The organism is Dokdonella aquatica (genome assembly GCF_051987395.1).
Lineage (GTDB): Bacteria > Pseudomonadota > Gammaproteobacteria > Xanthomonadales > Rhodanobacteraceae > Dokdonella.
The window spans coordinates 1,292,011-1,303,712 of the sequence record NZ_CP197094.1 but is presented as its reverse complement, the minus strand read 5'-3'; the positions used below and the strand labels follow the sequence as shown (position 1 = coordinate 1,303,712).

General features: G+C 70.8%; 13 protein-coding genes. 9 read left to right on the top strand and 4 right to left on the bottom strand.

Going from position 1 to position 11,702, the window contains the following annotated elements:
- Positions 1-29 precede the first annotated feature (29 nt).
- Genes trpE through ACQQ2N_RS05790 form a run of 3 tightly spaced genes read left to right on the top strand, consistent with a single transcriptional unit; the run spans position 30 to position 2,654 of the window.
- A complete protein-coding gene (gene trpE / locus ACQQ2N_RS05800) occupies positions 30-1,505 on the top strand; it encodes an anthranilate synthase component I (protein WP_440224740.1) in 1,476 nt (491 codons plus the stop codon).
- Positions 1,502-1,780: a hypothetical protein gene (locus ACQQ2N_RS05795; protein WP_440224739.1), complete on the top strand. Its 279-nt coding sequence runs from the start codon at positions 1,502-1,504 to the stop codon at positions 1,778-1,780. Before trpE ends, ACQQ2N_RS05795 begins: the two co-directional genes overlap by 4 nt.
- 40 nt (positions 1,781-1,820) lie before the next feature.
- Positions 1,821-2,654 carry a hypothetical protein gene (locus ACQQ2N_RS05790; RefSeq protein ID WP_440224738.1) on the top strand — a complete coding sequence of 278 codons (834 nt, stop codon included), beginning with the start codon at positions 1,821-1,823 and terminating at the stop codon, positions 2,652-2,654.
- Position 2,655: 1 nt separating this feature from the next.
- Here ACQQ2N_RS05790 and ACQQ2N_RS05785 read toward each other — a convergent pair whose 3' ends face one another.
- Positions 2,656-3,102, bottom strand: a complete 447-nt coding sequence (locus ACQQ2N_RS05785; RefSeq protein ID WP_440224737.1) for an SRPBCC family protein — start codon at positions 3,100-3,102, stop codon at positions 2,656-2,658.
- Between the two features lie 142 nt (positions 3,103-3,244).
- Here ACQQ2N_RS05785 and ACQQ2N_RS05780 point away from each other — a divergent pair, with 142 nt between their 5' ends.
- The 6 genes from ACQQ2N_RS05780 (at position 3,245) to ACQQ2N_RS05755 (ending at position 6,765) form a co-directional block, all read left to right on the top strand.
- A complete protein-coding gene (locus tag ACQQ2N_RS05780; protein WP_440224736.1) occupies positions 3,245-3,637 on the top strand; it encodes a DUF1801 domain-containing protein in 393 nt (130 codons plus the stop codon).
- Positions 3,638-3,814: 177 nt separating this feature from the next.
- Positions 3,815-4,792, top strand: a complete 978-nt coding sequence (locus ACQQ2N_RS05775; protein WP_440224735.1) for a 2OG-Fe(II) oxygenase — start codon at positions 3,815-3,817, stop codon at positions 4,790-4,792.
- 28 nt (positions 4,793-4,820) lie between these two features.
- On the top strand, positions 4,821-5,279 hold the full coding sequence (locus ACQQ2N_RS05770; RefSeq protein WP_440224734.1) for an SRPBCC domain-containing protein: 459 nt from the start codon (positions 4,821-4,823) through the stop codon (positions 5,277-5,279).
- Between the two features lie 20 nt (positions 5,280-5,299).
- The gene (locus tag ACQQ2N_RS05765) at positions 5,300-5,731 is read left to right on the top strand and encodes an NUDIX hydrolase (RefSeq protein WP_440224733.1); all 432 of its coding nucleotides are present in this window, start codon (positions 5,300-5,302) and stop codon (positions 5,729-5,731) included.
- A gap of 231 nt (positions 5,732-5,962) precedes the next feature.
- Entirely contained in the window at positions 5,963-6,340 is a 378-nt protein-coding gene (locus ACQQ2N_RS05760) for a VOC family protein (protein ID WP_440224732.1), read from the top strand.
- Positions 6,341-6,381: 41 nt separating this feature from the next.
- Positions 6,382-6,765, top strand: coding sequence for a DUF1801 domain-containing protein (locus tag ACQQ2N_RS05755; protein ID WP_440224731.1), 384 nt, complete (start codon positions 6,382-6,384; stop codon positions 6,763-6,765).
- A gap of 244 nt (positions 6,766-7,009) precedes the next feature.
- Here ACQQ2N_RS05755 and ACQQ2N_RS05750 read toward each other — a convergent pair whose 3' ends face one another.
- The 3 genes from ACQQ2N_RS05750 to ACQQ2N_RS05740 are packed head-to-tail and all read right to left on the bottom strand — an operon-like array spanning position 7,010 to position 11,650.
- Positions 7,010-9,316: a protein kinase domain-containing protein gene (locus tag ACQQ2N_RS05750; protein WP_440224730.1), complete on the bottom strand. Its 2,307-nt coding sequence runs from the start codon at positions 9,314-9,316 to the stop codon at positions 7,010-7,012.
- On the bottom strand, positions 9,313-9,870 hold the full coding sequence (locus tag ACQQ2N_RS05745; RefSeq protein ID WP_440224729.1) for an ECF-type sigma factor: 558 nt from the start codon (positions 9,868-9,870) through the stop codon (positions 9,313-9,315). Before ACQQ2N_RS05745 ends, ACQQ2N_RS05750 begins: the two co-directional genes overlap by 4 nt.
- A 49-nt stretch (positions 9,871-9,919) precedes the next feature.
- Positions 9,920-11,650: a lysophospholipid acyltransferase family protein gene (locus ACQQ2N_RS05740; RefSeq protein ID WP_440225717.1), complete on the bottom strand. Its 1,731-nt coding sequence runs from the start codon at positions 11,648-11,650 to the stop codon at positions 9,920-9,922.
- Positions 11,651-11,702 lie beyond the last annotated feature (52 nt).

Genomic DNA, 11,702 nt, shown 5'->3' with positions numbered 1-11,702 from the left:
TCGCGACCCGTTTTCCAGCGGTCTGCCCCGTGATCACCCAGGACGCGTTCGACGCGCTCGCCGCCCAAGGCCACAACCGCATCCCGGTCGTGCGCGAGGTGCTGTCCGATCTCGACACGCCGCTGTCGGTCTACCTCAAGCTCGCCGACGGTCCGTACGCGTACCTGTTCGAATCCGTCGAAGGCGGCGAGAACTGGGGCCGCTACTCGATCATCGGCCTGCCGTGCCGGCGCGTATTCTCGGTGCGCGGCCGCACGCTCACGGTCGAGGATCTCGGCGAGGTCGTGGAGACGCGCGAGCTCGACGATCCGCTCGCCGCGATCGAGGCCCTGCGCGCGCAGTACCGCGTGCCCGAGCTGCCGGACCTGCCGGCGTTCTCGGGTGGCCTCGTCGGTTATTTCGGTTTCGAGACGATCGGCTGGATCGAGCCGCGCTTCGCGCGCGTCGACAAGCCCGACCAGCTCGGCACGCCCGATGCGCTGCTCATGCTCAGCGAGGAAGTCGCGGTCTTCGACAACCTCAAGGGCCGCCTCTACCTGATCGTGCACGCCGATCCGTCCCAGCCGCAGGCGTATGCGCGTGCGCGCCGCAGGCTCGACGAGCTCGCGTTCCGCCTGCGCCACGCCGGCTCGAGCTACCCCGAGACGCTCGATCCGAAGCCGCTCGACGAGGCCGACTTCGTCTCGGGTTTCACGCGCGAAGGCTTCGAGGACGCGGTACGCCGCGCGCAGGAGTACATCCGCGCGGGCGACATCTTCCAGGTGGTGCTGTCGCAGCGCCTCAGCGTGCCGTTCCGCGCGCGTCCGGTCGACGTCTACCGCGCGCTGCGCGCGCTCAACCCGTCGCCGTACATGTACTTCATCGACCTCGGCGCGACCCAGATCGTCGGCTCGTCGCCCGAGATCCTCGTGCGCCAGCAGCGCGGCAAGGTCGTGCTGCGCCCGATCGCGGGCACGCGCCCGCGCGGTGCCACGCCCGAACAGGATGCCGCGCTCGAGGCCGAGCTGCTTGCCGATCCTAAGGAGCGTGCCGAGCACCTCATGCTGATCGACCTCGGCCGCAACGACGTCGGCCGCGTCAGCACGACCGGTAGCGTCAGGCTCAGCGAGAGCTTCGTGGTCGAGCGCTACTCGCACGTCATGCACATCGTCAGCCAGGTCGAGGGCGAGCTGCGCGACGGGCTCTCGTACATGGACGTGCTCGAGTCGGCGTTTCCGGCCGGCACGGTCAGCGGTGCGCCGAAGATCCGCGCGCTCGAGGTGATCCGCGAACTCGAGCCGATCAAGCGCAACATCTACGCAGGCGCGATCGGCTACATCGGCTGGAACGGCGACGCCGACACCGCGATCGCGATCCGCACCGCGGTGATCCAGGACGGCCGCCTGCACGTGCAGGCCGGCGCCGGCATCGTCTACGACTCCGACCCCGCCAGGGAGTGGGAGGAGACGATGAACAAGGGCCGCGCGCTGTTCCGCGCGGTCGCGCGGGCCGCCGCGGGCCTGTGACGCACGGCGATCCGCGTGTCGACCGGCTGATCGACGTACTCGGGTCGGCCGCGTCGTACAACGACAAGGGCTACGCGTGGAGCGGTCACTCCGCCTCGCAGCAGGACGCGATGCGCGCCACCTGGCAGGCCGAACTGCTCGTGCTCGCGGAGGCTCTCGGCGACGACGCGCTCGGCAAGGAGCTCGTCAAGGCGATCCGCTCGGGCGTCGCGGTACGCGACGGTTCGGGGGACGTCGTGCAGCTCGCACGCCGGCGATTCGGTCGCCAACCCTGACACCCTTGCGTCGCACCGTGGCCGCCACCACGACCATGTGATGGCTGTCCTGATCCGATTCGCTGCTCTCGCGGCGCTCGCTTTCGCGTCGTTCCTCACCGGATACGCGACACTGCGTGCTGCCGAGCCTGCCCCGCAACGCGTGCTGTTCGTCGGCAACAGCCTCGTCTACACGGGCAACCTGCCCGCCGTGGTCGACGCGCTCGCGGCCGCGACCTCGCGTCCGACCGCGAGCGACATGCTCGTCGAAGGCGGCGCGACGCTCGCGCAACGCGTCGACGACGGCTCGTTCGACGCTGCACTCGCTGCGCACCGCTACGACGTGGTCGTCGTGAAGGAGCGAGGCGGCGACCTGTTCGGCGCGTTCGGCGACGACGCGCGGGCCGCGTCGCGTCGCGCGCTGTCGTCGATCGCGAGCCGCGTGTCGGCGCACGGCGCGGCGCTCGTCGTGCTCGGCACCTACCAGGGCAATGCGGCCGTGTCGGCGCGGCTCGTCGAGGCCGAACGGCGCGCCGCGCAGGCCATAGGTGCACCGTACCTCGCGATCTCGGAACGTTTCCGCCTGTCGCGCGAACGCGATCCCGCGCTCGCGTGGTTCGCCGCCGACGGCATGCATCCGGGGCGCGACCTCGTGCTGTTCGAGGCGATGCTGCTCGTCGAACGCCTCACCGGTGCGCGGCCCGTCGCCGCCGCGCTCGATGTCGACGCAGCGATCTACGGCACCGACACCGGGCTCGAGCCCATCGTGCGCGCGTCGGCCGCGCCGCCGCCGCGCGCGTCGACGCCGGTCGGTACGCGTTACGACGCGGCCACGGTCGCGCAAGTGCGAGCGCTCGCATGGCCGGCCGGCACGCCTGCGCAGGCGACGCCCTGACTCAGGCCGGGATCTCGGGCTCGACCAGCCGCGCGAGCTGGACCAGCGATTCCTGCCAGCCGAGCGTGCACATCTCGAGCGGGATCGCCTCGGGGATGCCCGACTGGGTGATCTGCAGCTCGGTGCCGCACGAGACGGGCGTCAGCACGACGTCGACCTCGAGCGTGCCGGGCAGGCCCGGATCGTCGAAGCGGTCGGTGTTGCGGATGCGGCGACCGGGTTCGAGCTCGAGGTACTCGCCGCCGAACGCATGCGTGTGCCCGCTCGCGAAGTGGGTGAACGACATGCGGAACGTGCCGCCAACGCTCGCGTCGAGGTGGTGGACCTCGGCGGTGAAGCCGTAGGGCGGCAGCCAGCGGCACAGCGCGGCCGGTTCGAGGAAGGCGCGGTAGACGCGCTCGGCGGGCGCGCGCAGCACGCGGTGCAGGTGGACGGTGCGATCGGACATCGGAATCTCCTCGGCGTGGTGGGTGTCGTCGGCGCGCTTTACGGCGCCGCATGACGGGTCGACGATCGGGTGGGCGGGGAATCGACATGCCGTCGGTGCCTCCTGCACGATCGGTGTACACGACTGCCGGGGATCCCGTGACATGCCGCCGATGAAGCGCGTTGTACCCGCGGTCGATGCGGAAGCCTACGTCGCCGCGCTCGATGGATGGCGGCGCGACATCGTCGCGCGCCTGCGCGCCCTCGTGCGCGCGACGCCCGGACTCGGCGAAGGCATCCGCTGGAGCCACATCGTCTACCGTGCCAACGGCCCCGTGCTGCTGATCCGCGCCGAAGAGGCGCGCGTGCTGTTCGGGTTCTGGCGCGGCAAGCGCCTGCGCGCGATCGAGCCGCGCCTGAAGCCCGGCGGGAAGTACGAGCTCGCGACCGCCACGTTCGTCGAGGGCAGCGCGATCGACGACGAGGTCGTGCGCGCGCTCGTCTCCGAGGCCGTGCGGCTCGACGCCGAGCTCGGCGACCCGACCCGGATCGGGTGAACGCCCGTGGGCCGGCAGGGGTCGAGGCCGCCGTGTGAACTTCGGCATCAACGGCCTGTCCATCCGACCCGCGACGCGCGTGCCCGGGCGTTCCAGACCTCGAGCGCGTTTGAGACAATCGGATCATCGCTGCACGGCAGGCATGCCGTCCGGCCGTCACCCACCGGAGGGATTCGCTTGCACACGTTCATCGCCGACCATGTCCTTCGCGACGCAGACGCCTACGGCGCGGCGTTCGCGAATGCCGCACCGTTCCGTCATGTCGTCATCGACGACTTCTTCTCGGCCGATTACGTGGCCCGCATCGATCGCGAGTTCCCGCCGTTCGAGCGTGGCAGCGCTCGGACCGAAAACGGCGACCTCGGCAACAAGTCGACCGTGGAGAAGATCCGCGGGCTCGGCGCGTCGTTCGAGGGGCTCGACGACCTCATCCAGTCGCCGGCGTTCCTTGCCCTCGTCGGCAAGCTGACCGGGATCGACGACCTCCTCTACGATCCGTGGTACTTCGGTGGCGGCACGCACGAGAGTCGCCATGGCCAGGATCTCGATGCACACGTCGACTTCAACCGTCACCCGATCGAGAACTGGCATCGCCGCCTCAACCTCATCGTCTATCTGAACCATGCCTGGGAGGACGACTGGGGCGGTGCGCTCGAGCTGCACTCGGACCCGCGCGCACCCGACAACGTCACGACGCGCGTGACGCCCTCGTTCAACAGGTGCGTGATCTTCGAGACGACCGAGACGAGCTGGCATGGCTTCCCGCCGATCGTGCTGCCCGAGGAGCATCGCGGCAAGACGCGGCGTTCCCTCGCGCTCTACTTCTACTCGAAGGAGCGCCCGGCCGAAGAGCTCGCCGAGACGCATTCGACGATCTACGTCGATCGTCCCTTGCCGTCGCGTTTCCTGCCGGGCCTCACGCTGACCGGCGACGACATGCAGGAGATCCGCATCCTGCTCGCGCGCCGCGACCAGCACATCCAGCGCCTGTATCGCGACATCACGAGCCTGACGACCCAGCTCGAGCACGCGAATGCGGCACGCGACGCGATGCCGCTCGTGCAGCACGTGAAGGCCGTGGTCACCGCCCCTCTTCCGGGCGGTTGGCGCAGGCTCGCGAGGCGCCTGCGCGATTCGGTGTCCGGACGCCGGTGAGGAGTGCCGGTCCGCGCGTGCGATCGGCATGAGCACGACATGCGTCGAACGGCTCGTCCGGGGATCGCGGCAGCGCATCTACGCGCTGATGCTCGATCCGGAAGCCGTCTCGCGCTGGAAGGTTCCCGAAGGCATGCATGCCCGCGTGCATGCCTTCGAGGCTCGCGAAGGCGGTGCGATCCGCGTGACCCTTACCTACGACGGCGAGGGCGAGGGCAAGACGGACGCGCATTCCGACACCTACAGCGGCTGCTTCGTCACGCTCGTGCCCGGCGAACGCATCGTCGACCGCATCGCGTTCGAGACCGGTGATCCATCGATGCGTGGTGTCATGACGACGACGATCACTCTCGCCGATGCCGTCGGGGGAACACTCGTCACGGCGTTGCACGAAGGTGTTCCGGAAGGCGTGTCGCCGGCCGACAACGAGACGGGCTGGCGCATGGCGCTCGATCGCCTGGCCGGCCTCGTCGAGAGTGAGGCATGACGGACGCTACGGAAGCGGCGGTGCCCGCACCGCATGACTCCGGCCACACCCGCGAACCGATCCACACGGTCGCGGCCGTGATCACGCGTGACGACGGCCGCGTGCTGCTCGTGCGCAAACGCGGCACGCGCATCTTCATCCAGCCTGGCGGCAAGCGCGAGCCGGGCGAAGCATCGCTGGCGACGCTGTCCCGCGAGCTGGACGAGGAACTCGGCGTGACGTTCGACCTCGCGCGTGCACGGTATCTCGGCACGTTCGAGGACGTCGCCGTGCACGAACCTGGGCGCCGCGTACGCGCCGAAGCCTGGGTCGTCGGGATCCTCGGCGAGCCGCGCACCGGGGCGGAGATCGAGGCGCTCGCGTGGATCGATCCGCTCGCGCACGGTCACGTCGACGTGGCGCCGCTCAGTGCGCGGCACATCCTGCCGGTCTTCGCCGCCACGCGAGGCTGAGGCGTCGTCTCGGGCAGGCGCGACGGGCGCTCGGCGTGCGAGGACATGGAGTCAGACGACATGGGGTCAGGTTCATTTTCCCCCGCGCGTCCTCACGACGCGAAGCCATTCTGTCGGGAAAATGAACCTGACCCCATTCCCGGCGGCATTGTCAGCCGCATGTTGCGGCGTCCCATGAGGCGCACATGCGGTGCATGCCACACTGGCCGCCCTGTGTCGAAGGGGAAGGCCGTGCCCGCGAACCTGCGTGTGATCGAAGTCCGTCTCGATGTCGCCGATCTCGAGGCCAGCATGGCGTTCTACGCCGAGGTCCTCGGCTTCACGGTGACGACACGCTGGCCTGCGGACGCACCGACGTTCGCGATCCTCGAACACGGTGGGCGACGACTTCAGCTCGCGCAGCGCGCACGAGGCTCGTCGAAAGGCGCCTCGTGCTCGCTCTGGCTCGATGTCGAAGGCCTGGATGCATGGCATGCACGCGTGGCGGCGAAGCGCGCGATCGCATGGGGTCCGGAACGCTACGCCTACGGTCGTCGCGAGTTCGCGTTCCATGATCCGGACGGCGTGCTCGTGATCCTGTCCGAGCCCGACGGCTGCGCGACGGCCTGAACCGCCCGAGGATCACGATCCTGGCCACGAAACGCAGCAGCGTGGCGACGGCAGGAACACCCGCCGTTGACGCCTTCCTCGCCGCCCTCGAGCATCCGCATCGCGAGGTGATCGTTGCCTTGCGTACGCTGGTGCTCGCGAGTGATGCCTCGATCCGTGAAGGCATCAAGTGGAACGCGCCGAGCTTCCTCGTCGATTCCGACTTCGCCACGATGCACCTGCGCACGAAGGGTGGCGTCGGCCTGATCCTGCATGCCGGTGCGAAGAAGCGCGCCTTCGACGCCGCCGCGATCGAGGATCCCGAAGGCCTGCTCACATGGCTCGGCGCGGATCGCGCGATGCTCGTCGTGACCGACCTCGGCATGCTCGAGGCACGCGGCGCTGCGCTGACGGCCTTGCTGCGCAACTGGATCGCTGTGCTCTGAAGCGGGCCGATGCCGAGTGGGCGGCATGTCGCCGCGCGAGATGCCTTGCCGCGCGATGGTGACGCCTGTCACGGCGGAATCGCCTGCGGCGGTTCCGCTCTACCCGTCGAGCTCGACGACGGGGGCAGCAGATCTTCACGACGGCCACATGCTTCCGTAGGGCGGAACCCGCGCAGCGGATTCCGCCGTCATCGGGGTGTGTCGCGCACGCTCGAGGTGACTCTGCAGACACGTCACGCGCGCATCACGGCTTCGGCGAGGCTGCAGACGGTCCGAGCTTCGCCTGCAACGACGCGACCAGCGCCTCGGTGCGCTCGCGACGGCCGGCTTCGACGGCGTCGAGGCGATCGTAGACCGCGAGCGCCGCACGCGCTTCGCTCAGGCCCGTGACCGGATCGCCGAGCGCCTCGGCGACGCGCGCGGCCGTGAAATGCACGTGGCCGATCGCCTGGTTGCCGGGCTCGAACGCACGCGGCGCATGCTCGAGCGCCGTTGCGATCGCCGCGCGCGCCTGCTCCGCATGTCCGGTCTTCGCGTAGGTCAGCGCGATGTTCGAGCGCGAGATCACGACGAGCGGATGATCGGGACCGAACAACGCATCGCGGATCGCGATCGAACGCTCGAGCAACGCCAGCGCGTCGGCGTCGCGGCCCATGTCGGTGAGCACGGCGGCGCGGTTGTTGAGCGTGATCGCGATGTCGGGATGATGCGGCGACATCGCGCGCTCGAGCTCGTCGAGGGCACGCACGTAGGCGGCATCGGCCGCCGCGAGCTCGCCGAGGCCGTGCAGCGCGTAGGCGAGGTTGCTGCGCGTGATCGCGAGTTCGCGCGGGGCGAGTCCGGGCAGTGCGCCGCCGATCGCGATGGCCTGCTCGAGAAGCGGGCGCGCCTCGGCGTAGCGGCCGAGGTTGTTGAGCAGTGCGGCGGCGTCGTTCAGCGCGACCGCATGGGCCTGGTTGCGTCCACCGTCGACCGCGCCGGCGATCGTGATCGCGCGACGGATGCGCTGCTCGGCGCGTTCGTAGCGCCCACGCGACCAGTCGAGCATCGCCTGCGCATCGAGCGTCTCGGCGAATGCGGTGCCGCCTGCGGGTTCGCGCAGCACGGCGGCGCGATCGAGATGCGACTCGGCCTCGTCGAGGCGCTCGAGCGACAGGTAGGCGCGGCCGATCGCGTGGCGTACGTCGGCCTCGAGCGCGGGCTGGTCGGCGAACTGCGCGGGGATGTCGGTCGCGGCGCGGTCGAGTGCCTCGGCGAGGGTCGGGTTGCGTCCGCTCACGTAGGGATCGGCGCGCTCGATCATCGACAGCAGGAAGCGATTCGCACGGTGCGCGCGATCGGCTTCTTCGCGCGCCAGGTGGGCCTGCACCGCGGCGACACCGAAGCCGGTCGCGAGGGCGAGCACCGCGGCGGTCGACGCGGCGACCACGAGGCGGTTGCGGCGCACGAACTTCGCGGAGCGGTAGGCGAGGCCGGCTGGGCGCGCGAGCACGGGACGGTTGCCGAGCCAGCGCTCGAGATCGTCGGCGAACGCGCGCGCCGACGCGTAGCGCTGCGCAGGCTCGGGTTGCAAGGCCTTGAGCACGATGCGGTCGAGGTCGCCGCCGAGCCGGCGCCGCCACGCGTTCTCCGCGCGCGGCGCGAGGCCGAGGCGATCCGCGTCGACGCGCGCGCTCGGCCGCGTCGGCGCATGCGTGGCGACGAACTGCGCGTACTCGACGAGCGAGCGGCGTCCGCGCTCGAACGCGGGTCGTCCGGTCAGCAGTTCGTGCAGCAGCAGGCCGAGTGCGTAGACGTCGCATGCGGTCGTGAGCGGTTGGCCGGCGAGCTGCTCCGGGCTCGCGTAGTCGGGCGTGAGCGGTCCCGCCCCGGCCTGCGTCGCGGCACTGCGCACGCGGCCGTCGAGGGATTTCGCGATGCCGAAGTCGAGCAGCTTACCCGAGCCGTCGGCCGTGACGAGCACGTTCGCGGGCTTGATGTCGCGATGGATGATCAGCGCGCGGTGCGCGGCGTCGACCGCACCAAGCACCTGGCGGAACACGCCGATGCGCGCCTTGATGTCGAGCGCGCGGCCTCGGCACCAGTCGTCGATGCGCTCGCCGTCGACGTACTCCATGACCACGTACGGCTGGCCTTCGGGCGTGGTACCGCCGTCGAGCACGCGCGCGATGTTGCGGTGCTCGAGCCAGGCCAGGAACTGGCGTTCGGCCTCGGCGCGCCGCACCGCATCGGCATCACCGAGCGTCGCCGCGAGCACCTTGATCGCGACACGCTGCTCGAACGCGCCGTCGCGGCGCTCGGCGAGGTAGACGCGGCCCATGCCGCCTTCGCCGAGCGGTGCGACGAGCCGGTACGGGCCGAGGTCGCGTGGCACGAAGCGCGGACCCGGCTCGAGGAAGCCCTCGCTCGAGGCATGTGCGGCGAGCAGGGCGAGTGCGGCATCGCGCAGGGTATCGTCATCGCCGGCCTCGACGCGGATGAACGCCTTGCGTACCGCCGGATCGCGTGCCAGCGCAGCCTCGAACAGCGACAGCGCGGCGAGTGCGCTCACGCCAGCGCCTGGTACAGGAATGTCCTGGCGACCTCCCAGTCGCGCTGCGCGGTCGCGCGCGAGATGCCAAGCACCTCGGCGATCTCGTGCATCTCGAGCCCGGCGAAATAGCGCAGCTCGACCACGCGCACCTTGCGCGGATCATGCGCCTCGAGCTTCTCGAGGGCCTGCTCGAGCGCGAGCGCGTCGACACCGGTGCCGCCTTCGTCGACCAGCGCCGACAGCGTGACGGCTTCGCGCACGGGTCCGCCGCGCTTGGCGGCGTCGCGACGGCGTGCGTGGTCGACGAGCACCTGGCGCATGCGGCGCGCGGCGGCGGCGAAGAACTGGCGGCGATCCTCGGGTGCGAGCGAGGCATCGTCGGCCAGGCGCATCCAGGCCTCGTGCACGAGCGCGGTCGGCGACAGCGTGTGGCCGGGACGCTCGCCGCCGAGATGGCGCGCGGCGAGCACGCGCAGTTCCGCGTAGACGAGCTCGAGCAGCTCGCCATCCGCGCGCGCCTCGCCCGCGGCGAGCCGCTTGAGCACCCCGGTGATCGCGCCCGTGCCGGCCATGCCGCCTCCCGTGACGCGCCCAGTGTAGCGGCCCGCGGCCGCCGTGGCGTCAGCGGGTCGAGGCGGCCAGGCGCGCGCGCGGGGCTTCGAGGTAGCGCTCGCGCTTCTTCGGCTTGATGCAGGCGAGGTCGACGAGGATCAGGCCGTCGACCGCGTCGTTGAACGCGGGGTCGGTGCCGAACGACAGGAAGCGCGCGCCGCCGGGCTCGCACAGCTCGGTGTACTGCTTGTAGAGCGTCGGGATGGTCGTGCCGAGCGCGGCCAGGCGCATCCGCAGCAGCGCCTGCGCGGCATCGGCATCGAGCCCTTCGAACGCTTCGCGCGCGGCGTCGGACGGCTCGAACGGTCGCGGGGCTCGCGCGAGCCCGATCTCGCCGCCATGGTGGCGTGCGTAGTAGGCCACGATGAGCTCGCGCGCCTCGCGCGGCAGGCTCGCGCTGATCGACACCGGGCCGAACAGGTAACGGATGTCTTCGTGTCCGCGCAGCCAGGCACCGATGCCGGCCCACAGGTAGTCGAGGCTGCGCGAGCCCCAGTAGCGGGGCTGCACGAAGCTGCGGCCGAGTTCCATGCCGCGCTCGATGACCGGCAGCAGGCGGCCGTCGAACGAGAACAGGCTGCTCGTGTAGAGGCCGCGCAGGCCGTGCGTGCCGAGCACGCGCGCGCACGGTGCCGCGCGGTACGCGCCGGCGACCTCGCCGTCGTCGCCGTCCCAGACCACGATGTGGTCGTACCAGCTGTCGTAGGCGTCGCAGTCCATGCGCTTGCCGGTGCCTTCGCCGACCTTGCGGAAGGTCAGCTCGCGCAGGCGCGCGATCTCGCGCAGCAGCGCCGAGTCGCTGGCGAGACGACCGCCGTGGATGCGCTTGCCGTCGGCGGTCTCGCCGAGCAGTTCGAGGCCGTCGAGGTCGGCGCGGATCGCCTTCGCCGACGGGCGGTGCACGATCGGCGCCTGCGTGGCGACGCGACGCTCATGGCGTCGGCCGATCGCGTAGACGGCCTCGCGCACGGCGAGGCTCGCGACGCGGCGATCGGCGGCACCACCGACCTCGTCGAGCGTGATCGGCTCGCCTACGCGCAGCACGAGGCGGCTGTGCCGGCGCGCGAACACCTCGCGCGCGAGCATGCCGGTGCCGAGCGGCTTGAACAGCGCCGACACACCGTAGAACAGCGCCGAGTTGCGGCCCTCGATGCGCACCGGCACGAGCGGCGCATGCGACGCCTCGGCGAAGCGCACGAAGCCGTGCCGCCACGCACCGTCGCGCACGCCGAACGGGGTCAGGCGCGAGACTTCGCCGGCCGGGAACACGATCACGGCCTCCTCGCGGGCGAGCGCCGCGTCGACCTGGCGCAGGCCTTCGGCACCCGGCCGGCCACCGAGCATGCGGAACGGGATCAGCAGGTCCGACAGCATGTCGAACGCGAGCAGGAAGTCGTTGGCGACGATGCGCACGTCACGGCGGATGCTGCCGACGAACGCGAGCAGCGCGAGTGCGTCGAGCGCACCCATGGGGTGGTTGGCGACGATGACGACGCGGCCCTGCTCGGGAATGCGCTCGCGCTCGACGTGGTCGACGAGGAAGCGGCAGTCGAAGCGCTCGAGTGCAGCCTCGATGAACGCGAAGCCGCGCAGGTGCGCGTGCTCGCGCATGAAGGCCTCGATCGCGTCGAGGCGCGAGAGGCGGGCGATCGAGCGCACCAGCGGACGCGCGATGTGCGCGCGGCGGCCGGCGAACCAGGCCGGGAAGCGAGTCTGCAACCTGCCTTCGAGATCGAGCATGCGCGTGCCTCCGGGAGTCGTCGGCATGCTCGCGAGCGTGCGTTTCAGTGCC